Source organism: Colwellia sp. MB3u-41, from assembly GCF_014076845.1.
GTDB lineage: Bacteria > Pseudomonadota > Gammaproteobacteria > Enterobacterales > Alteromonadaceae > Colwellia_A.
On sequence record NZ_JACGUT010000084.1, the window covers coordinates 35,245 to 60,095 of the forward strand.

Annotated in this window: 18 protein-coding genes; 14 read left to right on the forward strand and 4 right to left on the reverse strand. The window is 36.8% G+C overall.

Annotation, left to right across the window (positions count from 1 at the left end; translation table 11 throughout):
• Positions 1-221: 221 nt before the first annotated feature.
• The 3 genes from H4J73_RS16865 to H4J73_RS16875 are packed head-to-tail and all read left to right on the forward strand — an operon-like array spanning position 222 to position 4,607.
• Positions 222-1,490 carry an efflux RND transporter periplasmic adaptor subunit gene (locus H4J73_RS16865; RefSeq protein ID WP_182179273.1) on the forward strand — a complete coding sequence of 423 codons (1,269 nt, stop codon included), beginning with the start codon at positions 222-224 and terminating at the stop codon, positions 1,488-1,490.
• On the forward strand, positions 1,487-2,188 hold the full coding sequence (locus H4J73_RS16870; RefSeq protein WP_182179275.1) for an ABC transporter ATP-binding protein: 702 nt from the start codon (positions 1,487-1,489) through the stop codon (positions 2,186-2,188). Before H4J73_RS16865 ends, H4J73_RS16870 begins: the two co-directional genes overlap by 4 nt.
• The gene (locus tag H4J73_RS16875) at positions 2,181-4,607 is read left to right on the forward strand and encodes an ABC transporter permease (RefSeq protein WP_182179277.1); all 2,427 of its coding nucleotides are present in this window, start codon (positions 2,181-2,183) and stop codon (positions 4,605-4,607) included. The genes H4J73_RS16870 and H4J73_RS16875 overlap by 8 nt, the downstream gene beginning before the upstream one ends.
• A gap of 151 nt (positions 4,608-4,758) precedes the next feature.
• Here the strand turns inward: H4J73_RS16875 and H4J73_RS16880 are convergent, their stop codons facing one another.
• Positions 4,759-5,811 carry an ABC transporter substrate-binding protein gene (locus H4J73_RS16880; protein ID WP_259366711.1) on the reverse strand — a complete coding sequence of 351 codons (1,053 nt, stop codon included), beginning with the start codon at positions 5,809-5,811 and terminating at the stop codon, positions 4,759-4,761.
• Between the two features lie 152 nt (positions 5,812-5,963).
• On the opposite strand from H4J73_RS16880, the gene H4J73_RS16885 reads away from it, so the two are divergent.
• The 5 genes from H4J73_RS16885 to lpdA all read left to right on the forward strand — a co-directional run bounded on the left by H4J73_RS16885 (position 5,964) and on the right by lpdA (position 13,637).
• The gene (locus tag H4J73_RS16885) at positions 5,964-6,137 is read left to right on the forward strand and encodes a hypothetical protein (protein ID WP_182179534.1); all 174 of its coding nucleotides are present in this window, start codon (positions 5,964-5,966) and stop codon (positions 6,135-6,137) included.
• Between the two features lie 567 nt (positions 6,138-6,704).
• Positions 6,705-7,466, forward strand: a complete 762-nt coding sequence (gene pdhR, locus H4J73_RS16890) for a pyruvate dehydrogenase complex transcriptional repressor PdhR (RefSeq protein ID WP_182179587.1) — start codon at positions 6,705-6,707, stop codon at positions 7,464-7,466.
• Positions 7,467-7,610: 144 nt separating this feature from the next.
• Positions 7,611-10,298 carry a pyruvate dehydrogenase (acetyl-transferring), homodimeric type gene (gene aceE / locus H4J73_RS16895; RefSeq protein ID WP_182223293.1) on the forward strand — a complete coding sequence of 896 codons (2,688 nt, stop codon included), beginning with the start codon at positions 7,611-7,613 and terminating at the stop codon, positions 10,296-10,298.
• A gap of 19 nt (positions 10,299-10,317) precedes the next feature.
• Positions 10,318-11,991, forward strand: coding sequence for a dihydrolipoyllysine-residue acetyltransferase (gene aceF / locus H4J73_RS16900; RefSeq protein ID WP_182223294.1), 1,674 nt, complete (start codon positions 10,318-10,320; stop codon positions 11,989-11,991).
• Positions 11,992-12,203: 212 nt separating this feature from the next.
• On the forward strand, positions 12,204-13,637 hold the full coding sequence (lpdA, locus tag H4J73_RS16905; RefSeq protein ID WP_182179540.1) for a dihydrolipoyl dehydrogenase: 1,434 nt from the start codon (positions 12,204-12,206) through the stop codon (positions 13,635-13,637).
• Between the two features lie 648 nt (positions 13,638-14,285).
• On the opposite strand, the gene H4J73_RS16910 is transcribed toward lpdA, so the two are convergent.
• Positions 14,286-15,173, reverse strand: coding sequence for a nuclear transport factor 2 family protein (locus H4J73_RS16910; RefSeq protein ID WP_182179542.1), 888 nt, complete (start codon positions 15,171-15,173; stop codon positions 14,286-14,288).
• Between the two features lie 184 nt (positions 15,174-15,357).
• On the opposite strand from H4J73_RS16910, the gene H4J73_RS16915 reads away from it, so the two are divergent.
• Entirely contained in the window at positions 15,358-17,496 is a 2,139-nt protein-coding gene (locus tag H4J73_RS16915; RefSeq protein WP_182179544.1) for a winged helix-turn-helix domain-containing protein, read from the forward strand.
• Positions 17,497-17,751: 255 nt separating this feature from the next.
• Positions 17,752-18,090: a hypothetical protein gene (locus H4J73_RS16920; protein ID WP_182179546.1), complete on the forward strand. Its 339-nt coding sequence runs from the start codon at positions 17,752-17,754 to the stop codon at positions 18,088-18,090.
• A 232-nt stretch (positions 18,091-18,322) separates the two neighbouring features.
• Here H4J73_RS16920 and H4J73_RS16925 read toward each other — a convergent pair whose 3' ends face one another.
• Together H4J73_RS16925 and H4J73_RS16930 are read right to left on the reverse strand one after the other, a co-directional pair.
• Complete coding sequence (locus H4J73_RS16925) at positions 18,323-21,130, reverse strand: bifunctional aconitate hydratase 2/2-methylisocitrate dehydratase (RefSeq protein ID WP_182223295.1); 2,808 nt, start codon at positions 21,128-21,130, stop codon at positions 18,323-18,325.
• Between the two features lie 334 nt (positions 21,131-21,464).
• On the reverse strand, positions 21,465-22,199 hold the full coding sequence (locus tag H4J73_RS16930; protein WP_182179550.1) for a cell envelope integrity protein TolA: 735 nt from the start codon (positions 22,197-22,199) through the stop codon (positions 21,465-21,467).
• 299 nt (positions 22,200-22,498) lie between these two features.
• Between H4J73_RS16930 and H4J73_RS16935 the strand changes: the two genes are divergently transcribed.
• Genes H4J73_RS16935 through H4J73_RS16950 form a run of 4 tightly spaced genes read left to right on the forward strand, consistent with a single transcriptional unit; the run spans position 22,499 to position 24,792 of the window.
• A complete protein-coding gene (locus H4J73_RS16935; protein ID WP_182179552.1) occupies positions 22,499-23,443 on the forward strand; it encodes a CsgG/HfaB family protein in 945 nt (314 codons plus the stop codon).
• Between the two features lie 10 nt (positions 23,444-23,453).
• The gene (locus H4J73_RS16940) at positions 23,454-23,780 is read left to right on the forward strand and encodes a hypothetical protein (RefSeq protein ID WP_182179554.1); all 327 of its coding nucleotides are present in this window, start codon (positions 23,454-23,456) and stop codon (positions 23,778-23,780) included.
• Positions 23,777-24,124 carry a DUF4810 domain-containing protein gene (locus H4J73_RS16945; RefSeq protein WP_259366710.1) on the forward strand — a complete coding sequence of 116 codons (348 nt, stop codon included), beginning with the start codon at positions 23,777-23,779 and terminating at the stop codon, positions 24,122-24,124. The genes H4J73_RS16940 and H4J73_RS16945 overlap by 4 nt, the downstream gene beginning before the upstream one ends.
• Positions 24,124-24,792, forward strand: coding sequence for a GNA1162 family protein (locus tag H4J73_RS16950; RefSeq protein ID WP_182179556.1), 669 nt, complete (start codon positions 24,124-24,126; stop codon positions 24,790-24,792). Before H4J73_RS16945 ends, H4J73_RS16950 begins: the two co-directional genes overlap by 1 nt.
• The last annotated feature ends 59 nt before the right edge of the window (positions 24,793-24,851 follow it).

Genomic DNA, 24,851 nt, shown 5'->3' on the forward strand with positions numbered 1-24,851 from the left:
ACTGTCCATAAATGGACAGCTAGTTGTTCTACTCGTGGACGCTTATTAACGATCTTATATGATTTATTTAGTAAGTAGTTGATATTTATATTTATTAATTGTGGCACGAGACTTGTAGTCATAGTGTTACTTTCGTGAATGATATATACCCAAACCAGCATCTTCAAATAGTTTAGGTATAAACATTCACCGTGAAATATTTATGATAATAGGATGGCAACATGGACCAACAGATTCAACAGCTCAAATATAACAAGTTTGCCAAAATTAGCGTGATGTTGCTTATTGCTTCGATACTTGTAGTTTTCACTTGGATAATAAACGCAAAAAGTGTCGATGGTAAGGTTCAGCATGTCTCGGTAAATACACTAACTTCAGCAAAAGTCTTTTCGGGTGATTTCGCCGACAAACTCAGGTTAAGAGGCAGTATTAGTCCCCAATCAACCATTTACCTTGATGCTATAGCGGGTGGCCGCATTGAAGAAAAATTGGTTGAGCAAGGACAGTATGTTGTTAAAGGCCAGGCCTTAGTGCGTTTGTCGAATGTTTCACTGCAGTTAGATGTAATGAGCCGAGAAGCACAAGTTACCGAGCAGTTAAATTTTTTACGTAATACCCAAATGGCCATGACAACTAATCGACTTAATTTACGTCGAGACTTACTTGAAATTGAGCTGAAAATATCACATCTTAACCGTAAAATTAAACAGTTCGAACCCTTGGTCGAGCAGGGCGTTTTGGCTAAAGATAAACTTGAAAGTCTTGAGTTAGATTTACTTTACTACCAACAACGCCAAAGGTTAACGAGTCAACGACAGCAACAAGAAGAAGAAATACGTCAAGTGCAAGTTGAACAGCTTGAAGAAAGTGCAAAAATGCTTCAAAAAAATCTGATCTTTGCTCGTAGAAACTTAGATAACTTACTGATAAAAGCTCCGGTGTCAGGATATTTAAGTGAATTGAATGTTGAGTTGGGCGAGTCTAAAAGCCGAGGGGCTCGATTGGGACAAATTGATATTCCAAAGCAATTTAAACTGAGGGTAAATGTTGATGAATATTACTTGAACCAAATTACCTTAGCGATGAATGCGCAGTTATTCATAAATGGTGAAAGCCATAATATAAAAGTGACAAAAATAGATAGCCGTGTGAAACAAGCACAATTTAGAATTGAGTTTAACTTACCCGCTAATATCGAGCATATTAAGCGCGGCCAAGGCCTTGAGCTTGATCTAATGCTGAGCAAGGACATAAAAAACTCTTTATTAGTTAAACGTGGTGCTTTTGTTAACAGTACCGGTGGCAACTGGGCCTTTGTGCTAAGTGACGATGGCAGCACAGCACAGCGGCGTTTAATTAAATTAGGTAAAAAAAATCTACATTATTTTCAAATTCTTGAAGGGTTAGTTGCTGGTGAAAGAGTGATCACGTCAAATTATAACGCTTTTAATCAAGCCGATACTATTAAAATTACAGGACAGAAATCATGATAAAATTGATTAACGCATCACAAGTTTTTCGTACACAAGACATTGAAACAACAGCTCTTAATAAAATTAATTTAACCGTAGAACAAGGGGACTTTTTAGCTATTATGGGTCCTTCTGGTTGTGGGAAATCAACTTTGCTCTCAATGTTAGGTATGTTGGACTCGCCAAACAGTGGTGATTATTACTTTGCTGAGCAAAATATTGCTAAATATGGTGAACGTAAACTCTCTAAGTTAAGAAGTTCATCAATTGGTTTTGTTTTCCAAAGTTTTAATTTAATTGACAGTTTAACCGTTTTTGAAAACGTCGAATTACCCTTGCAATATTTGAAAATATCTAAAGCTGAGCGTAAAAAACGTGTCAGCGACATTTTGAAAAAAGTGGCTATTGAACATCGTGCAGATCATTTGCCCCAACAGCTCTCTGGCGGACAACAGCAAAGAGTTGCGGTTGCTAGAGCCTTAGTTATCAAGCCAAAAATAATTCTAGCCGATGAACCGACCGGTAATCTTGACTCAAAAAATGGCGAGGAAGTTATGGCGATGCTGAGAGAGTTAAACGCTGATGGCACTACCGTTATTATGGTTACTCACTCTGAGCATGATGCTAAATATGCCAGTCGAGTAATCCGCCTTTTTGATGGTCAAATTATCGTTGATCAAGCCAGTGATACCGCGCGTGAGGTCCAATATGCTTAAACATTTATTCAGTAGTTCTCTTTTTAGCAATTATATTGTTAGTGCCTTTCGATCGTTAGTACGTCATAAGATGAACCTTGTTTTAACGGTTATTGGTTTATCTATTGGCTTAGCTGCGGCATTGATGATCACGCTTTTTACCCTAAATGAAAATTCTTACGACAATTTTCAACCTGACGCTAGTCGGACTTATCGTGTGGTTATGCATCAAAAACTCAGTGGCAATGAATATCCGATGACATCACCTCATGGCTATCAATTTTTAACCAAAGTGTCTGGTGTTGAAGACGTTTTAAACTTGATTAACGGTAAATTTTTATGGACAGGAAAAGTGAGCATAGGTGCTGACAATTTCAAGTTAGAAAAAATTATTGCTGCCCCGGAAAACTTAACAGATTTCATTGCTATCGATGTATTGCAAGGCGATTTGGCAACGGTTTTAAGTCAGCCCAATAAGATTGCCTTATCGTCTTCTGAAGCGCTGCGTTTATTTGGTAGTGAAAATGCCGTCGGTAAAACATTTTTGTTGCTTGAAAACAACCAGACTATGGAAGTGAGCGCGGTATTTGCAGATTTTAATGATAATAGTCATTATGCAATGAGTTCAATTGTTTCAGCAAAAGCCTTTATGCATATTAGAGGTAAAATATCATACACATACTTGAAGTTGTCACCGGATGCTGATGTTGACAATATAGCCACGCAGACCACTGAAATATTCAATCGCATTTGGCAAGATGAAAGTAATGAACTTCGCTTTGATTTACAACCGCTGCTAGATATTCATCTTGCTCCTAACTTTACGGTTGATATGAAAATAGGGGGGTCAGAAAAAACGGTGTTGATCAGTATCGCGTTGAGCCTTTTATTATTACTGATCTCAAGCTTTAACTATATTAACATGAGTATTGCTCAGGCTGGTGTTAGGGCAAAAGAAGTCGGGGTTCGTAAAGTCCTTGGCGCCAGTAAGTTGCAACTTATTGTGCAGTTTTTAACTGAGTCTGTTGCTATTGCACTTATTTCAGCTTTATTCGCTTGTGGGCTAGTTGAATTGTTATTGCCCGCTTTCAACCAGTTGGTCGGCCGCGAACTTGTGATTGGAAATTGGTCACAATATCTGTTTGAAATTATTGTTACTACGGTGGCTATTGGGATCGCTTCAGGCTTATATCCCGCGGTATTTATTTCTTCTTTTAGTCTTCATCGAGTGCTCAGTGGTGATTTTGGACGAGGAAAAACCGCTATATTAGTGAGAAAGTCATTAATGATTTTACAAGCTGCGTTATCGGTGAGTTTGATCATTGCCGCGGCTAGTCTATATTTTCAATTACATCACTTACAAAATCTAGAAGTGAATTATGAGAAAAACCAACGTCTTCGAGTTCTTGATGTGCCTGCTGATTTGCTTTTTCCAAAAAAAAATCAGTCATTTTATCAAGCGTTATCTACTATTGACGGTGTTATTTCTTCGACACCTATTGATTTTGATTTAACAAAGTCGACCAATGCCGGTGCATTTGTATCATCAATACCAGGTGTAAATGACTTTAGCCAAGGTATGGGCTTGGGTGGAGTGGGTTTTAATGTCGTACAGGCTTTAGGTCTACAACTGATTGCGGGTCGTGACTTCTCAGCTCAATATCAATCAGACTGGTTTAATGAACAACAAAAAACCGTTGCCATTATTATTCCAGAATCAGTGTTAATGGCGGCAGGGTATAAAACTGCTGAACAAGCTATTGGTCAAATCTGGCACTTTGGTGCAGGTGGACATCAAAATCTTCAAGGAAAAATCGTGGGTGTTGTCAAAGATGTCAAGATTGGCTCAGCTCGAAATATCGCTTATCCGGTATTATTTGTTTGTGGTTTAACTATCCCGAGCACCGGTTCAGTCGTTATTGAAGTGAACGACCAGCATTCGTATAAAATTCAAAAAGATATTATTAATCTCGTTGAGCAACGTTTAAAGTTAAATGCGGTAGAAATTGAGTTAGTGGAGCATAATTATCAACAGCTTTATCAAACTGATAATCAGTTGGTCGATATGGTGGCAATATTTTCTGCCTTGGCTGTGTTTCTAACCTGTGTTGGTATGTTTGGTTTAGCATCATTTAGTGCCCAACAGCGCGGTCAAGAAATTGCTATTCGTAAAGTCTTAGGAGCATCGAGACTTTCTTTAATGACATTATTAACCGGAGAATCTATTGTGCTGATTGGTTTGAGTTTATTGATTGCTTTTCCAGTGTCTTATTACTTTATAAATAACTGGTTGAATAATTTTAATGAGCGGATAAATCAGAGTTTTATTATTTACATTGCAGCAGCGATAGTTGTAGGTCTAGTTACTTGGTTTACTGTGGCTGCGATAGCATTAAGAACCGCCAGTGTGAAACCCTCATCGAGTTTGCGATATGAGTAATTTTATTTACGTAAACGACCGTAATCTGAAGATGGTTCAACAATATTTTAACCATTAATGGTTAGTTTATGCTTTGGTGGCTTTCTATAAAGCTATTTAATCAGTAGCTTATCTCTTTTTATTAAATGGCTAAAGAGCCGGGAGAGTATTATTAAAGAGAAAGGGGGAGCGTGACATCAGGGCATTGCCCGTCAAGCTGGATTAACCGTTCTGTTTCCCCACTTTTTTTAAACTGTGCAATAGCAATATTAATATCTTTCATTACCTGCTTTGCTTGTGGTGACTTTTTACTCACAGCAAAATATAAAGGCTTATAATCTAGGCTGGGTTTCACTGATTCAATTTTGTTGAGTAATCGCTGCTTCTGCTTTGGCGTTAATGGAGAATTATTAATCGTAAAGGTAAACACTTTAGGATCGCCAACAATAAACTCGACACGCTTTGAGGTTAATAACTCAATAAGTTGCCATTCATCAACAGCTTCAACCACCGAAAATACTTTGGCATCCATCATACCATCAAACTCAGGGGTATTTTGATAGCCACGCACAACACCGATTATTCTACCTTTAAGTACCGACAAGCCTTTATCTAAATTAAAATCACTGCCTTTACGCTGTAATAACGCTAAACCGCCACCGGGAAATTTATTAGATAAGCTGAGTAATTCTCGGCGAGTTTTTTGGGGGTAATGATCAGAAGGCGCGGTTTCTTCAATAAAGTATTCAGGAAAAAGTACATCAATTCTTCCTTGCTCTACTAGTTTTACTGCTCTTGCCCATGGATAAAAATTAATATTGACCTGGTAGCCTTTACTGGCGAGTAGTGCGACAGTAAATTGAAATACCCAACCCTTATTACAAAGTGTCTCACCAATGTAAGGAGGCCAATTTAAAGTCGCTAAATGAATGATTTTTTTAGCGTGCCCATTAAAGCGATAGCCTTGCGATGTTTTTTTACCAAAAATGGAAAATTCTTGACCATTAGCGTAATAACTAACAACTAACTTTTCGTCTTGTGCTTTTACTTTAGCTTGTGCAATAGAGTTAATGCTGCAATAAATCAGCAAGATAAGGAGTAAAGCGATACTTTTGATAGCACTCAAACAAGAAGCTAACGCATAGTTAAATACTTTAGCTTTTGCAGTAGAGGTACTTTGATTTTTTTTGTCAAAAAGCAGAATAATATTAGTTAGCTCCATCATATAAGGTTTTCGGATGCTGCCTTTGAGTATAGTTGATAGTTATCATTATTTCATAGTGATTAAAAGTGGATATTGACGAGTGCAAGAAAAAACTTACTGTTATTCTCTTATTAAAGCGGTCAAATTATCTTATAGTTGGTTTTAAGGCAAATTTGATCCTAACAAAGAACGAGCCGACAAAAGACCTTAGTATTCTTAAAAATCCAGATGCCATAATGAAAAATGGTCACTGGTTAATACAAGATGCACTTAATCTACTTCGTGAGCACGCCATTGAGCAACAACGTTGGTGGCCAGAGTTAGGCGTGCTAGTGAGTAACTATTAGTTGCTATTTAACTAAGGTTACGGATTGTAATGTGTATTAGGTTATTGATATATAGTATGTTTTTATCTATTCATTCTCTATTATTCTCTGCTCATTCTTTGAAGTCGAAGTAAAATATCAGTATACATTTAATATTCAATAAAATAATATTGACTGTGTTGAGCCGCGTTTAAAGGTCAAAGCCGTTGAAAATAAACCCTTACAGCATAACTATCAGCAGTTTGGTGGTACAAGATAACTCCCCATCAAAGATGGACATCAATAATATTCTCATTGTAAACAAGATGCCAATTTCAATGATTGATAAACTATATTACTCTTAATTCAAACGAATGTTTGAAGCTTGAGCTCTAAAATAGTACTTGGAATCTCGGCTCAGCTGAACTATCTTCTCTTTACAAAATCTGTTTTTTTTGCTATTTTTACATCAATTTTATGATTGGTAAGACCAATTTACCTATTGGTTTTTGAATGATTTTTAGAATGAGTTTACGTACTTTTTTTAAATTAACCTTCTTTGAGCCAATAAAACTATAGGCTGAGCTGCTAGTTATGACATTGTCAGGTATTCAAAAACCAGTTAAACAAGCAAAGTTGTCAGATGTAATATTACGACAATTAGAGGCTTTGATCCTTGAAGGTAGTTTGCAAGCAGGTGAAAAATTACCACCTGAGCGAGAATTAGCGAAGCAATTTGATGTTTCTCGACCGTCATTGCGTGAAGCGATTCAAAAGCTAGAAGCGAAAGGTTTAGTGAATCGTCGCCAAGGTGGTGGAACATTTGTCAGCGACCAGATTTTGTCAGGATTATCTGATCCGTTATTTGAACTTATGTCGCAAAGTAAAGAGTCACAATTTGATCTATTAGAGTTTCGTCATGGTATTGAGGGTATGTCTTCATATTATGCAGCGATGCGTGGTACTGAGAGTGATTTTGCAGCGATACAAAAAAAACATGATGGTATTGGAAATGCTCAACTAGAAAACGATGTACGTTTAGAAGCGGAAGCGGTTTTTGATTTTTATCTCGCTATCTGTGCAGCGTCACACAATGCAGTAACGTTGCATTTAGCACGCAGTATGTCGAGTTTGTTGATTGACAACATAGAACAAAATTTAACAGTTTTAGCCAAGCGCCCTGATATATTTGCGCAAATGGCTGAATTTAGAAAACGTTTGTTAGACGCCATTATTAGCGGGCAACCACAAAAAGCTTGGGGGGCAAGTCATCGTCACCTCGCTTTTATAGAAGAGGTACTGCTAAAAATGTCACAAGAGAATAGCCGCATGGAAAGATCAATGCGCAGAATGCAACGTAGTGAATATTAACGGCTATTACGTTGAAATCATGTTGCAAAATAAAATTTAGACAATAATCGTTTAACGGTAATCAAAGCATGTAAATATGCAAAAGTTGACTATCTTTAAACACAGAAATTTAACTTTACACTAACTATTGGAGACTAAGTAATTATGTCTGAGCTCCCGAAGATTGATTTAGATTCATTGGAAACCCAAGAGTGGTTGGAATCTATGGATTCTATTCTGGAAAATGAAGGTCCGGATCGCGCACATTTCATTTTAGAAAAACTTATTGACCGCGCTCGTCGCAGTGGTACACATTTACCTTTCGAAGCAAAAACGGCTTATGTAAACACTATTCCTCCGGGACAAGAGCCAAATATGCCCGGCGATCAAACCATTGAAGCGCGTATTCGTGCTGCTATCCGTTGGAACGCTTTAGTATTAGTTTTACGTGCATCTAGAAAAGATTTAGATCTTGGCGGACACATTGGCAGTTTCGCCTCTTCTGCGATGCTTTATGATGTGGGTTTTAATCACTTCTTCAGAGCTGCTTCTGAAAAAGATGGTGGCGATTTTATTTTCGCACAAGGACATATCTCTCCAGGTATTTATGCCCGTGCGTTTATGGAAGGTCGTTTAACTGAATCTCAAATGAATAACTTCCGTCAAGAATGTGATGGTAAAGGGTTATCTTCTTATCCTCATCCTCATTTGATGAAAGACTTTTGGCAATTTCCTACTGTTTCAATGGGCTTAGGTCCATTACAAGCCATTTATACTGCACGTTTCCTTAAATATTTAACCGATCGTGGTATTAAAGACTGTTCAGGACAACGTGTCTATTGTTACTTAGGCGATGGTGAAACAGATGAGCCTGAATCATTAGGGGCTATTGGTTTAGCTTCGCGTGAAGATTTAGATAACTTAACCTTTGTTGTTAACTGTAACTTGCAACGCTTAGATGGCCCAGTTCGTGGTAATGGCAAAATTATTCAAGAACTTGAAGGGACCTTTCGTGGCGCTGGCTGGGAAGTTGTTAAAGTTATTTGGGGTTCATACTGGGATGCCCTTATTGCTCGTGATACTTCAGGTAAACTTTTACAACTTATGGAAGAAACCGTTGATGGTGAATACCAAAACTGTAAAGCCAAGGGGGGTAAATATACGCGGGAAAACTTCTTCAATAAGTACCCTGAAACAGCGGCATTGGTTGCCAATATGTCTGATGAAGATATTTATCGTTTAAACCGAGGTGGGCACGACCCGGTTAAAGTTTATGCGGCTTATAAAAAAGCGATAGAAACTAAAGGTCGTCCAACCGTCATTCTAGCGAAAACAGTGAAAGGTTTTGGTTTAGGTGCTTCAGGCGAAGCATTAAATGTTGCTCATAACGTGAAGAAAATGGATGTTGAATCTATTAAGCTTTACCGTGATCGTTTCAATATGCCCATTAGTGATGATGAAATTGCTGATTTACCTTTCTATCGATTCCCTGAAGAAAGCGAAGAGTTTAAGTACATGAAAGCGCGTCGTGAAGCGTTAGGTGGGTCTTTACCTGCTCGTCGTGTGCAAGCAGATGAAACGTTAGAAATTCCACCTCTTAAAGTCTTTGACGCAATATTGAAAGGCTCAGGTGATCGCGAAGTCTCTTCAACAATGACTTTTGTTCGTGTATTAAATGCGTTATTAAAAGATAAAAAAATAGGGAAACGTATTGTGCCTATTATCCCTGATGAAGCACGTACTTTTGGTATGGAAGGTTTATTCCGCCAAGTTGGCATTTATGCTAATGAAGGACAAAAATACGTTCCACAAGATGCTGACCAAGTTGCTTATTATCGCGAAGATAAAAAAGGTCAGGTTCTACAAGAAGGTATTAATGAATTAGGTGCTATGGCGTCTTGGGTAGCTGCAGGTACGTCTTACTCAACTTGTAATGCGACGACTATCCCATTTTACATTTACTATTCAATGTTCGGTTTCCAGCGCGTAGGCGATTTAGCTTGGGCTGCTGGCGATAGCCAAGCTAAAGGGTTCTTATTAGGTGCTACTGCCGGTCGTACAACCTTGAACGGAGAAGGTTTACAACATCAAGATGGCCATTCACATGTGCAAGCGGGTTTAATTCCGAACTGTGTTACTTACGATCCAACATACGGTTATGAAATATCGGTTATTGTGCGTGAAGGTTTACGTCGCATGTACGAAGAAAATGAAAATATTTTCTTTTACATGACGTTAATGAATGAAAACTACAAACATCCGGCAATGCCTGACAGTAAAGATGTAGAAGAGCAAATTATTAAAGGTATTTACAAGCTTGAAACTGTTCCTGCAAAGAAAGTGGCGAAAAAAGCTAAAGTGAATGTTCAGTTGATGGGCTCAGGCACAATTTTGGAAAAAGTACGTGAAGCGGCGCAAATCTTAAGTGCTGACTACGGCGTTTCAAGTGATGTTTACTCGGTAACTTCATTCAATGAATTAGCCCGAGACGGACAAGATGTCGCGCGTTGGAATATGCTTCACCCAGAGAGTAAACAAAAACAAGCGTACATTTCTAACGTTATTACTAAAGAAAATGGTCCGGCTGTTGCCGCAACTGACTATATTAAAAACTACTCAGAACAAGTACGTGCCTACATAGACACCGAATACCGTTGTTTAGGTACTGATGGCTTTGGTCGTAGTGATAGTCGTGCAAATTTACGTACGCACTTTGAAGTAAATGCAGCTTATGTCGTTGTTGCGGCGTTATTTGAATTAGCTAATCGTGGTGATGTTGAACGTTCAGTGGTTAGCGAAGCGATTAAACGTTTTGATATCGACACTGAAAAACTTAACCCACTTTACGCATAAACAGGAACGGAGAGTTATTATGTCAGATAGTCAAAAAATTCTAGTCCCTGATGTTGGTGGCGATGAAGTTGAAATTATTGAAATTTGTTTTGCTGTTGGTGACGACGTAGAAGCAGATGAAGGGATTATTACCGTTGAAACCGATAAAGCCTCAATGGACATTCCTGCACCATTTTCAGGTAAGTTATCGGCATTATTGGTCAACGTTGGTGACAAAATCAAAGAAGGTGACGTTATTGCTGAAATGACATCATCATCAGCAACTTCTGAAGAAGCGCCAGTTGTGGAAGAAGCTCAAGAAGCAACTCCAGTTGCCGAAGAAGCGAAAGAAACTCCAGCACCAGGAAAAGCGACTGAACCGCCTGTTGACTCTGTTTCTACAGAAAGCGAAATCATTGAAATTACTGTGCCAGATATCGGTGAAGACGGTGAAGTAGAAGTGATTGACGTCTTAGTTAATGTCGGTGATGTGATTGAAATTGAAGATGGCTTGATCACCTTAGAGACAGATAAAGCGACTATGGATGTTCCATCATCACATGCGGGTACGGTTAAAGAAGTATTTGTGAGTGTGGGCGGAAAAGTAAAGCAGGGCTCTATTGTCATTAAGCTTGAAACATCAAGCGGATCGCCTATTGAAGCACCAGCGCCAGCACCTGAAAAAGAGGTTGAAGCGCCAAAAGCTAAACCTGCGCCAGCGGTAGCGGCAGTAAAAGCTGCACCAGTGCCACATCACCCGCAAGCGGGTAAAATGGTTTCTTCGGGAAGTATTTATACTTCGCCATCAATTCGTCGTATTGCGCGTGAATTTGGTGTTGATTTAACGTCAGTTAAAGGAATGGGCAGGAAAGGCCGTATTTTAAAAGAAGACGTACAGTCTTACGTGAAATATGAACTTTCTCGTCCAAAAGCTAATGCGGGTAGCTCAGTTGCTGCTGGCGAAGGTGGTTTACAAGTTGTTAGTGCTAAGGCAATCGATTTCTCTAAGTTTGGTGAAATTGAAACAAAAGCACTTACCCGTATTCAGAAAATATCAGGTCCCTTTTTACATCGCAACTGGGTCACTATTCCACATGTTACTCAATTTGATGAAGCTGATATCACTAATGTTGAAGCGTTCCGTAAAGAACAAAACGTAATTTGTGAAAAGAAAAAGCTTGGTTTTAAAATTACACCTTTAGTTTTTATTTTAAAAGCGGCGGCAGATGCTTTACGTGAATTCCCAACGTTTAACTCAAGCTTGAGTGAAGACGGTGAAAGCTTGATTTTGAAAAAATATATTCACATTGGTGTTGCTGTTGATACGCCAAACGGTTTGGTTGTTCCCGTTGTGCGTGATGTTGATCAAAAAGGGATTCACCAGTTATCTCGTGAGCTTTTAGAAATTAGCATGAAAGCACGTGATGGAAAGTTGAAAGCAACTGATATGCAAGGTGGTTGTTTTACGATTTCTAGCCTTGGTGGTATTGGTGGTACAGCATTTACACCAATTGTTAATGCACCAGAGGTCGCTATTTTAGGTGTTTCTAAATCTGAAATGAAACCTAAGTGGAATGGTAAAGACTTTGAGCCTAAACTTATGTTGCCATTGTCAATGTCTTACGACCATCGTGTTATCGACGGTGCATTAGCAGCGCGCTTTACGGTACACTTAGCAAGTGTAATGTCTGACATTCGCCAATTGATCTTATAATTTATAGGGTAATTGACCATGATGTAAAAAATGAGGATGCCCTAAAGCACCTCATTTTAACTACTTTGGTCAAAGAAGGCGCGATTAAAGATGGTACTTTGGTAGGAGTTTAAGTAAAATTCCGCCCAGTAAAGTATAAATAATATTATATTTGTGGCTTTCCATATTGGCAAAGCGATAAATGACAAAACAACAAGTTAATTGAGGTAAACATGAGTAACGATATTAAAACTCAAGTAGTAGTACTAGGTTCAGGCCCCGGTGGTTATTCTGCAGCATTTCGTGCAGCAGATTTAGGTTTAGACGTAGTATTAGTTGAAAGCCGCAAAACATTAGGTGGCGTTTGTTTGAACGTCGGTTGTATACCATCAAAAGCATTACTTCATGTTGCTAAAGTTATTGATGATGCAGCTGCTATGGCTTCTCACGGAGTTACCTTTGGTAAGCCAGAAATTAATTTAGATAAAATTCGTGACTGGAAAGATAGTGTAGTTTCTCAACTTACTGGCGGCTTAGGTGGAATGTCTAAAGCGCGTAAAGTGACTACAGTTTATGGTTACGGCAAGTTTACTTCAGATAAAACGATTGAAGTTGAAGGCAATGACGGCGAGAAAACGACGGTTACTTTTGATAATGCTATTATCGCTGCAGGTTCTTCTGTTATCGATTTACCTTTTATTCCAAATGATGATCCACGCGTTATTGATTCAACAGGCGCCTTAGAACTTCATGATATTCCTGATGAAATGTTAGTATTGGGTGGTGGTATCATCGGTCTAGAAATGGGTACGGTATACAGAGCTTTAGGCGCTAATGTTTCAGTGGTTGAATTTGCTGATCAATTAGTACCAGCTGCAGATAAAGACATTGTTAAAATTTATACTAATTTCAACAAGAAAAACTTCAACATTATGTTATCTACTAAAGTGGTTGCAGTTGAAGCTAAAGTTGACGGTTTGTATGTGACTTTTGAAGGTAAAAAAGCACCAGCAGAACCTGTACGTTACGACAAAATTTTAGTGGCTGTTGGCCGTAAGCCAAATGGTCATTTAGTTGCTGCTGACAAAGCAGGTGTTAACGTTGATGAACGTGGTTTTATCAATGTAACGAATGAACTACGTACTAACGTTCCACATATTTTTGCGATTGGTGATGTTGTTGGTCAACCTATGCTTGCACATAAAGCGGTTCATGAAGCGCATTGTGCAGCAGAAGTTATCTCAGGTAAGAAACATACCTTTGAACCACGTTGTATCCCTTCTGTTGCTTACACTGATCCTGAAATGGCTTGGACTGGCGTAACAGAGACTGAAGCTAAAGAGCAAGGTTTAAACATTGAAGTGGCTAACTTCCCTTGGGCGGCCTCTGGTCGTGCTATCGCCTCTGGCCGTACTGAAGGTAAAACTAAGTTAATCTTTGAAAAAGAAACCGGTCGTATTCTTGGTGGTGCTATTGTTGGTATCAATGCTGGCGAAATGCTGGGTGAAATTTGTTTAGCCGTTGAAATGGGCGCAGATGCTGAAGATATTGGTTTAACGATTCATGCTCACCCAACCTTGAACGAATCCATTGGTTTAGCGGCTGAGATTTTTGAAGGTTCAATTACTGATTTGCCTAATGCAAAAGCAGTAAAGAAAAAGAAGTAATTTAAAAACTCAAGTCGCTTTTTTGATGAAATAGTAAATATTCAAAGCCAGCACACGATTGCTGGTTTTTTTTGCTCAGAAAATATATATCAATTAATGGGTATAAATATGCTTTAACGGGGTTTTTTTACTCAGGAAAAATAGATACTTAAATTAAGTAATTAAAACCATCATGTTTATATGTTACTTCTAGTCCGCCAGCGTGATTGATTATAAAAGATGAAGTAGCATTGCAGCAAAAAGTCTAGCGACAATAGTGATTGCTAAAAAAGTTAATCATCATATTTACACTATTGTTAGCATCTCAGGATAAAACACGAAAAAATCATCAATATTAAAGAAAACACATGCATTAGAAACGATAAATTTAGGCAGTTCGATAACTCTCAGTTATGGTTATAAACAAAGGGCTTGAAGATTATTTCTTAAGCCCTTTCATCTGCCAAAGATCCCAGGTGTGAATGTTAAAGTACTGAGTTACTGGATATATACCTTTAATAACTCAGTAATACAGCTTAGTTATTGAACTCACAGAACGAATAGTAACAGTGTGCATTAATATCTAAAATTGATACTTGTTTGATATACTTTACAGATAGATATCGTTTGTAAATTCTGTTACTTATACATCATATAGGAAGCTAGCTATTAAAATACATCCCAGTGCTCAACAATTTTATTAATGTTGTTGTCAACTCTCCATAAATCAACTACTTGTGCGTCAGATCTAAATGTCCAGACCAAATCATCTTCAGCTAGGGTAACAAAAATGGCTATATTTGATGGTGCTGAACCACTAGATACATAACCTCTCAATCCACTACGACCATCAGGAACAAATGGATTGTGTTGTAAGTAATTCTCATCAACCAGCTCATCGATTAACGTTACATTTTGAGTATTAAAAGCATTGACATAAAAATCAGCAACCATAGTCTTGTTTGCTTCTTCAATGGCGGTATCATTATTTGAGAACGTTGTTTCATAGTCATATAAATCACTAAACACTGAATTTCCACTTTTAGTATTTGCTGTATATGTCATGGAGAAATCCTTATGCTCAGTGATTTGACCTTCTGTTAACTTATATAAGTCAATTTTAGCATTTCCAGTAAATTCGTCTTCGGGCATATTGGAATAGTGCCAATGCACAGCTACGTAATCGCCATCAGCGACGATATGCTTAACAGTAGCAACGTGTTCAGGATTAGATGTTATTAATGTAGAATAAAAATCGATACTCTCCTGACGAACCACTTCATGGAATATAAAGTCCACTGATCCTATATTATTACCATTGATAACATCATTATAAATTTGTTTTACAATAAGTTTATTAACAAATTCACAGCCAACATTGTCACATGCTGTTGTTCCAGCAGCACCCGTTGCACCTGCTTGTCCAGTTTCTCCTCTTTGTCCTATTTCTCCTGTTGCCCCTGCTTGTCCAGTCGCTCCGTCTGCTCCAGTATCCCCTCCACATGCAGAAAGGCTTAATACAGTAATTAAAGTAACCCAAAAGCTCAATTTTCTCATTTCTTTTCCCTTATTATCAATTATTTAACAACGATTTTTATTATGGTTTTATTTTAAAAATAGAATAAATTGGAACTAGATTTAAAACGTTCGAATATTGTGATAAATTACGAAATAGTGGAATATAAAAATTATAAAGAAATAATTATTTTATTATTTACATTAAAAACAAAAGGATAAGGCTTTGTTAATTAGTTTTGAGCATAAAGGATTTACATTCTCAAATTATGTTGTTAATCCACAAGCCAATTTATTGATAAAAAATGGTAGAGAAAAACGTATAGAAGCAAAAGTAATGTCTTTGTTAGTTTTGTTAACAAGTAGTAAGGAGGAGGTAGTAACCAGAAAACAAATATTTACAGCCATTTGGCCGAACGTAGTAGTTGGTGAGGAAGGTATCTCACAACTTATTTATTCATTACGTAATGCATTAGGTGACGATGCTAAAAATCCTCAATATATTGAAACTATTCCTAAAAAAGGCTATAGATTTATCGCTGAAGTGAAAATTATTGAAGCCAAAAAAAACGCTAGTCTTGTACCCGAAGTAATAACACCAAACTCTCAAAAAAATAATGTACTTAATTTAAATAAAAAGTGGTTACTTGCCAGTTGCTTGCTGGGAATTGTGGCACTGACAATCACTTGGTTTACTGAGTATGTATTATTAAAAAATAATCAACAAAAGCTCATTATTGAAAGTATTTTACCAATAACACACAATACCGGTGTCGAAGGCGACTTTTCTTTCTACAAAGATCACAACAAAATGGTATATGTTCATTCTACCGAAGAACGTGTCGACCTCTACTTAAAAACATTAAAAACAAATCAATTGAAGCAATTCACTAATGATCATTGGGTAGAATACTCACCGTTATGGTTAGATGAAAACACGCTTATATATATACGTAAAAAAGCAGAAAAATATCAAATAATTCGTCATAAATTACAACAGAAATCTGAAATTATTTATGAGTCAACATACTATATCGATAGTATAGCAATGAATTCAGTTACACCAAATGAGCTGACTTTTCTTGAAAATGATCATTACCGGCATAATAGATTAAATGAACTAAAGTCACTAAATCTGATTAATGGTAAGGTAACCTATCTGCATGATTCTCAGCTAAATTTACCCACGGAAATTGACAATCCACTATATGCTTTAGACGGTAAAACGATCTACTTTTTTGATTATAGTGATAAAGTAACACAAATAGTTGCGTTGAACTTAAAGAAGAATCGTTATAAAACTATCACTAAAAGATTTACATCAGTTGCCCACATGTCACTAATTGAAGACAAATATTTACTGATCTCAGGTGAGCTATATACTACAAAAGGGATTTGGCGTGTAGACTTAAATGATGGCTCAATTACCAGTATATTACCAAGTACCGGAGGGCAAAATATTGTCCGAGCACTTATGAAAGATGATCAGATATATTACGCCACTTATTCTGCACCTTTAAATCAAAAAATAGCCAATATCAACACACAAACAATTGATCAGTTATCAAAACTCAATAGCAATGCTAATGAATACTTCAGTATTTTTTCAAAAGACAATAGCACTATATATTTTGTTTCTAATCGTACGGGTTACCATGAGCTTTGGGCATATGATGTAAATAAGGAACACGCTAAACAAGTCAGTAAAATCGAAGCCTCATTTATCCATAGGCCTATTTTGTCGCAAGCGGAGGATTATTTGGCAGTAATCTATCAAAAAGAGGAATTAACATTGGCGATAATCTCTGTCACCAGTGGTGAGATAATCAGCAAAACCAGCATTCCGAGTATGAAATATCCTTTAGCTTGGAGCAAAAATGATGAAAGCTTGTACATTAGTGAACATAAAGGGCAAGTAAATATTTACGAATATGATCGAGAAACGTTACAACCAAAATTAATACAAAAAAAAGCGGGGCTTTTTGCCCAACAAAGTTTGGATAGTGAATCATTAACATTAGTTGATTACGAATTTGGTGGCGTAATTAAATTGAATTTAATTACTAAAGAAATAACACCGTTTAATAATTCAATAGAAAACTTAATCAACTTAAAACCCGGTCAACTCAAAGTTGTTAAGCAGTCTATTATGACAGCACAAAGCGATGGTCCCATTAGGAAAATACATAAATACCCTCTAACTAATAATGAGATAGGTAACACTAAAAATAGTGGAAGTACCTTATTAATGACCTTGCCTAATTGGTCTCGTATAACAGATTTTAATACGGATGGCATGAAAGCGTTGTTTACCACTAGTCCCATACCACAAGGTGACATTATGAAAATAGTATTAAGCCAGTAATATATTGATTTATAAAAAATGAAATAATTAATTCACCACTTAACAATAATTTAAAATAATTGCTGTTTATTTTCATTAAAATCAATAATGTAATATGTAGAAAGTGGGTTATGTTAGGGAATTAATATTAAAAATCACAACATCGGATAATTTATCAGATATAGTATATATGTCATTATTCTTTAATTATTAAACGTTGAACTAATATTTATGCTGGTTTTTATAATATAAATTATTATTTGAAAAGGACTTATTATGCGTTTATTTACTTTAGCTATTACCTGTTTTACTCTATCTGCTTGTAGCAATATAGCCACTAAGAATGGTGCTTCACAATGGGATTTTGATCACAATATTCAGTTTAAGCAAACAAAACTGGCTGAAAATAAATATCACTTAGAGGTTAACCCAAAGTCGGACACCCATTTTGATAAACTTGCTACCTTTATGATAAGACAATCTTATGAGATTTGCGGTACTTATGGTTTTACTATTGAAGTGTTAAAAGGTATTGAAAAGTTTGACGACAGAAAATCGTTTCCAAATTTAATTATGCCTTCGTTATCCGCTAATATTGAATGCGCTAGTCAGTAGAGGCATTTTGGTCAATGTAAACTCCTCCCAAATACTCCTTTAATTACGACCCAGTTAAGTGAGTATAATCCTTGCATTGCTAGGCTATTTTTAATAATGAGAAGATTAAAATAAAAAAGGATTACTTATTTTAGTTGGTAGTAAGTTTACCTCACTCAACCAAAATAAATAACCCTGATACTTCTAAGTCTATTTAAAATAGAGTCCCTCATTAAGGACTCTATATAAGTAATTACATTACTGTAATCGGTACTGCTGGTGCAGTGTACTTAGTCGTCATCTCATGCGTAGGAGGAGCGAATCGAGTTAAATCGATACCCTCTACTGCTGACTTGTACTCTTCGATTGAAGGGAAACGACCAAGCATCGTTGAAAGAACAACTAACGGTGTAGAGCCAAGAAGTGATTCACCTTTCTTCTCTGCAGTATCTGCTACGACGCGACCTTGGAACAAACGCGTTGACGTAGCAATAACCGTATCACCGGGTTCAGCTTTTTCTTGGTTACCCATACATAAGTTACAGCCTGGGCGCTCAAGGTACATGATGTTTTCGTACTTAGTACGTGCAGCATTTTTAGGTACAGCATCGTCAAATTCGAAACCAGAATATTTTTGTAAAATATCCCAGTCACCTTCAGCTTTAAGTTCATCAACAATGTTGTATGTTGGTGGTGCAACAACTAATGGTGCTTTAAATTCTATCTTGTTACCTTGCGCTTCCATATTACGGAACATTTGAGCGATGATTTGCATATCACCTTTGTGAACCATACAAGAACCAACAAAACCTAAATCGACTGATTTATCAGCGTAGTATGAAACAGGGCGAATAACATCATGGGTGTAACGTTTAGAAGCATCGTCGTTGTTTACATCTGGATCAGCAATCATTGGCTGGTCGATAATATCTAAATCAATCACCACTTCTGCGTAGTAAGTAGCGTTATCATCTGGTGCTAATGCAGGAGTTTCACCTGATTTAATGCCTTCGATGCGTTTGTCAGCTAATGCGAGTAAACCGTTAAGTGTTTTCGCTTCGTTTTCCATACCCTTGTTGATCATTATTTGGATACGGCTCTTGGCAAGCTCAAGTGATTTAATTAACGTTTCATCTTCAGAAATACAAATTGAGGCTTTTGCCTTCATTTCTGCAGACCAATCAGTAAAGGTAAATGCTTGGTCAGCGAGTAAAGTACCAATATGTACTTCAATGATACGACCTTGGAAGACATTTTCCCCACCAAATTGCTTAAGCATTTGGGCTTGAGTCGCATGAACTACATCACGGAAATCCATGTGGCCTTGCATGTTACCTTTAAAAGTAACTTTTACAGACTCAGGGATCGGCATAGCCGATTCACCGGTGGCTAGTGCGATTGCTACTGTACCCGAGTCAGCTCCAAAGGCGACACCTTTAGACATACGAGTATGTGAGTCACCACCAATGATGATGGCGCGATCGTCTACTGTGATATCGTTTAGTACTTTATGAATAACATCAGTCATTGCATGGTAAACGCCTTTCGGATCACGTGCAGTAATAAGACCAAACTTGTTCATGAATGCCATGAGCTTAGGAATGTTAGCTTTAGCTTTGCTATCCCAAACGGACGCTGTGTGACAACCTGATTGGTATGCACCGTCTACTAGTGGAGAAATAGTCGATGCTGCCATGGCTTCAAGTTCTTGACATGTCATAGGACCTGTCGTGTCTTGAGAGCCAACAATGTTCACTTTAACGCGAACATCTGAGCCTGCATGTAATGGTGTGTTCGATGTTACACCAACAGCATTGTTATTAAAGATTTTTTCAACAGCTGTTAAACCTTGACCTTCATGTGAAATTTCTTTTGAAGTTGCATATACAGGGGGGGTTGCTATGCCAAGTGCTTGTGCAGCGAACGTTTGTAATTTCTTACCAAATGTTACCGCGTAAGAACCGCCTGCTTTCATGAACTCTACTTTCTGTGGTGTAAAGGCGGAAGATATATCCGCAAGTTCTTTATCACCGTTATATAATTTCTTCGCTTTGGTATCAATAGTTAATACGGTACCCGTCGCTACAGAATAAGCTTCCTCTAAAACTGTATCACCATTTGCATCAACAACGGCTTTGCCACTTGCATCTACTTTCTTCACCCAGTTTTTAAGGTCAAGGCCAATACCGCCAGTTACATCAACGGTTGTTAAAAAGATTGGAGAAATACCATTAGTACCCGCAACTACCGGTGCAATGTTAATAAACGGTACGTATGGGCTTGCTTTTTTGCCTGCCAACAGTGCAACGTTGTTAACACCCGACATACGAGATGAACCAACACCCATAGTGCCTTTTTCAGCAATTAACATCACTTTCGCATTAGGATGCTTAACTTGTAATGCGAGTATTTCTGCTTGAGCTTCTGGTGTGCTCATGCATTGGCCATGTAATTCACGGTCAGCACGAGAATGAGCTTGATGACCCGGAGATAATAAATCAGTTGAGATATCACCTTCACCAGCAATATAAGTGACTACTTCAACTTTTGCTTCAACTTCAGGTAACTTAGTGAAGAATTCAGCTTGGGCGTAGCTTTCTAAAATATCTTTCGCAAGTGCGTTGCCTGCTTTAAATGCAGCTTCAAGACGGACTGTATCCGCGTCATATAAAAACACTTGAGTTTTTAAAACTTCTGCCGCTGGTTTTGCTACTGCTGCGTCATCAGATAATGCTAAATCAAGAAGTACCTCAATTGAAGGGCCCCCTTTCATATGAGATAACAATTCAAAAGCAAACGTCGGGGTGATTTCTGCGACAACTGACTGAGCTAGAATAATTTCTTTTAAAAATACAGCTTTTACACCTGCAGCACTCGTTGTGCCCGGTAAAGTGTTATAAATGAAAAAGTTAAGGGAATCTTCGCGATGCTCACTTCCAGAATCTTTAATTTGAGCAATGATTTCTGATAATAGATCGGCAGAATCAATGGGTAGAGGCGCTAATCCTAGCTCATTCTTACGATTTTCAATTTCTTTAATGTACGCTAAATATAGACTCATTTAAAACTCTCTCTAGTTCTAATGTGCTAATAACATTGTCATCATTAGCAAGTAAAAATTTTGCTTATAGTTTACCTGATTTTTGAGCTACTACGAATCATTTGATTAAATAAGTATTATTCACCACAGTGATAACTAATGGAAAGTCTAGTTGTAGTGGTTATGTTGGTATTATTGTGTGTTGATAATATTGTAAAAGTGAGGTGAATTTCACCCTTTAGTCGAAAGGTTTACTTTACGATATACTCATAATTGCTCATATTATAGCCTGAGCATAGATTGGGCATGGTCATTTATCGATGTTTTTTAGCTGCTACGGTTGGTTAATCTGTTATTAATGGCCTAACTTTTTAAGGACATTTTTCATATGACTTTTAAAATTCTTCTCATCTTTTGATAAACCACAGTTAAACCGCGATGTTGTTTTACCTTGAAGGCCGATAACCGATAAATCTTCAGTTAACGTACAGGTACCCTTATCATCTTTTGTGATACTAAAGCCATTCCCTACCTGACTAGCTGTTGAGCCAATTATCTTCTTTTGTGTATCCTCCACAAAAGAGTGCGGAACATAACTCGGTGTACCATGCATTAACGTGCCTGTATTAGATTTAACGAAGTTTTGCATGGCTTGGTCGATGATTTGCTGATTAATTTTATCTTTAAGGCGAGATAAGTTTTGGGAAGTTGTGCGGTGTTTTACCTCATCAGGCTGTTGTTTTTTTAGCGGAGCAGTTATCGCTTTTTTTAAAGGACTTGATGGTTTAATTTCTGTCTTTTTTTGTGCTAATTTTTTCTGTTCACTATCAACGGGAATTACTTTTTCTTGCTTATTTTCAATCGGTTTATAATAGATAAAACTATTAATAGGTACTTTTTTTGGTATTTTGGTAAAATTATCGATCGGTTTGTCTTTCGTATGACTTAACAGTAAAACAACAAGGATATGGAAAATAATAGAGAGAAAAATGGCAAATTTATAACCTTGTATTGTAAAACTCCTTGTAAATACCCTTATTATATATATGTTTACGGTATTGATTTTAATAAAAAACTTATTATTAAACATTCAAGTTGACGACTTGTGACTCAGCTAAATAGACCATAGATAAAAAGGTAAGTTCATCTTCTTGATGGTTTTTTATGGCTAAGTGTTTAAGACCTTTGAAACGATACTATAGATAGTGTATTAGGGATAAATAAGCAATTCTGTCAATTGTTACTTATTTGTAAAGTAAAGTGGCACTTTGTAAATTAGTGATTTTTTTTGTGTTAACAATAATAATGTAAACTAATATTTATATATTGAATTTCTAATGATTTCAGGGCATTATTACTAAAATTAAATTCATATAAAGGACTATACCATTGAATTATAGAAATATAATTTTAGCATTTTCTTGTGTTGCAATATCTGCATGTACCTCTTCAACGAGAAGTACAATAAATAAACCTCTAAATCCACCTTCACAAATAAGTAAAGTCATTGCTCAAGCTCCTGAAAAGTCGCTTAAACGAGTTGTTGCAATAAGTCGTTTTAGTGATGAAACAAAACGTGGAAATAGTTTTTTTGTTGATAAAAATAACAATAGAATAGGAAAACAAGCATCGGATATTCTATCCGCTCGTTTAACTGAAAGTGGCAAGTTTTTAATGCTTGAACGCTCTGATTTAGCTGCCTTAGATAATGAGAATAATCTCAATGGTGATGAATCAAATACTGTCGCCGCAGATTATATGATCATCGGTTCAGTATCTGAATACGGACGTTCAACTACCAGTGAAGTTGGTGTCTTTTCTCGAAATAAAATTCAAAAAGCTAATGTCACAGTCAATATTCGATTAGTGAATACAAAAACTTCCCAAGTTCTTTATTCTGAAGAGGCTACGGGTGAAGCTTTGTCTGAAGCAAACCATGTCTTAGGCGTAGGAGAACGCGCTGGATACAATACTTCTCTAGATGATAAAGCACTTTCGGCGGCTATATCTAAGTTAGTATCTAATGTAATGGAAAATTTATTAGACTCACCTTGGCAGGCATATTTCCTTAGTAATGTGGATAATCAATTATTTATGTCTGGCGGTGAAGAACAAGGAATAAAGCTTAGTGATATGTTTCAGGTTTTACAAAAAGGTAAAAAGGTAAAGAACCCTCAAACGGGACACTTCATTGAGCTTCCAGGTAAAAAAGTGGCGAAAATTAAAGTATTAAATTTCATTGGTAAAGGTCTTAATTCACTTAGTATTACAGAGATAGTTTCTGGAAGTATTGATGAGAGTAAGCTTACAGACTATGTGATTAGAGAATTATAAGGATATCGTCGTGTCAAAAATAATATTTACATTTGTTTTTTCAATGTTAATTGTAGGTTGTAGCAGTCATTTTGAGTCAACGAATCAAGTGAATGATTCAGCATTTCTTCAACTTGAAGGGAATTTCTTAAATACTCAATTAATACTAGATAAAGGGACTCCAATTGATATTTCCAAAATATCAATTGAAACATTCACATTAAATGGAAAGGAAGTTACTCGTTTTCCTATATCAACAGGTAAACATACTATAACAATCAGTCGTGCAGGTACTGTAATTGTTAATCGTGTTATTTATGTATCAAATTCCAATACCTTTGAGGTAGTCGTTCCATGAATAGTAAACATCTATTGATAAGCGTTTTAATTCTTTTTATCACGGGTTGTGCTAACACAACGATTTACCATTGGGGTGATTATTCAGATACCTTGTATTCCTATACAAAAGAGCCAACTAATGAGTCAAAATTAGAACATAAAGCTGAATTGATCAGTATTATCAACCTAGCTAAAAGTAAAAAGAAAATGATCCCCCCTGGCATTAACTTTGAACTTGCTATGTTACTTGTTAAAGAAGGTGATAATGATGGAGCATCCAAATACTTTAACCAAGAAAAGTTACTATTTCCAGAGTCGGAAAAGTATGTTGCTTTAGCATTAAAAGAAATGGAGGTTAACTAATGTATAAAAATATTGCTGCAATATTGTTTTTACTTGTGTTGTCGGGTTGTCAAACTGTTCAAGTTACCAAAGGTGAAGCTTTTCCTAAGATGTATGGTGAAAAACCAGCTTCAATACTTGTAGTACCTGCTATTAATCTAACAACGGCTGCTGATGCCGCAGCCCTGTACTCTACAACAATTGCAATGCCTCTTGCTGAATCAGGCTATTATGTTTTTTCTATTCCATTTATAGAGCAGTTTTTACATCGAGAGGGTATTACAGACGGTGAACAAGTTAGTCGGATACCTTTGATCAAATTCAAAGAAATGTTCGATGCAGATGCCGTTTTATTTGTTACTTTAAATAGTTGGGACACTAATTATTATGTCACCGGTGGTAATGTCACTGTTGGTGCTAAATTTGAATTGAAATCAACAAGTTCAAGTGAAAAATTATGGCAATATGATGATGTTGTTGTTCATAATACTTCAGGAAACTCGGGTAATATAATTGCAGATATGATTGCTACAGCACTCACTACTGCTCTAGTTGATTATGTGCCAATTGCCCATGTCGTTAATCAACGCATAGTCAATAGTATGCCAGTTGGAAAATACCACAAACGACATAATGTTGATGCTAAAGACCCAGGCGTGATTGCAACTAAAGCAGGTGTTGCAAAGTAAATAGATAAAAGGCGAAGAAGTAAAGTCGCAAGATAGAGTTATTTATCTTTGAATAATAA

Excerpts from the sequence above, each read along its gene's own strand:
- H4J73_RS16865 (WP_182179273.1), top strand. The coding sequence starts at position 222 with ATGGACCAACAGATTCAACAGCTCAAATATAACAAGTTTGCCAAAATT.
- H4J73_RS16870 (WP_182179275.1), top strand. The coding sequence starts at position 1,487 with ATGATAAAATTGATTAACGCATCACAAGTTTTTCGTACACAAGACATT.
- H4J73_RS16875 (WP_182179277.1), top strand. The coding sequence starts at position 2,181 with ATGCTTAAACATTTATTCAGTAGTTCTCTTTTTAGCAATTATATTGTT.
- H4J73_RS16880 (WP_259366711.1), bottom strand. The coding sequence starts at position 5,811 with ATGATGGAGCTAACTAATATTATTCTGCTTTTTGACAAAAAAAATCAA.
- aceE (WP_182223293.1), top strand. The coding sequence starts at position 7,611 with ATGTCTGAGCTCCCGAAGATTGATTTAGATTCATTGGAAACCCAAGAG.
- aceF (WP_182223294.1), top strand. The coding sequence starts at position 10,318 with ATGTCAGATAGTCAAAAAATTCTAGTCCCTGATGTTGGTGGCGATGAA.
- lpdA (WP_182179540.1), top strand. The coding sequence starts at position 12,204 with ATGAGTAACGATATTAAAACTCAAGTAGTAGTACTAGGTTCAGGCCCC.
- H4J73_RS16910 (WP_182179542.1), bottom strand. The coding sequence starts at position 15,173 with ATGAGAAAATTGAGCTTTTGGGTTACTTTAATTACTGTATTAAGCCTT.
- H4J73_RS16920 (WP_182179546.1), top strand. The coding sequence starts at position 17,752 with ATGCGTTTATTTACTTTAGCTATTACCTGTTTTACTCTATCTGCTTGT.
- H4J73_RS16925 (WP_182223295.1), bottom strand. The coding sequence starts at position 21,130 with ATGAGTCTATATTTAGCGTACATTAAAGAAATTGAAAATCGTAAGAAT.
- H4J73_RS16930 (WP_182179550.1), bottom strand. The coding sequence starts at position 22,199 with ATGTTTAATAATAAGTTTTTTATTAAAATCAATACCGTAAACATATAT.
- H4J73_RS16945 (WP_259366710.1), top strand. The coding sequence starts at position 23,777 with ATGAATAGTAAACATCTATTGATAAGCGTTTTAATTCTTTTTATCACG.
- H4J73_RS16950 (WP_182179556.1), top strand. The coding sequence starts at position 24,124 with ATGTATAAAAATATTGCTGCAATATTGTTTTTACTTGTGTTGTCGGGT.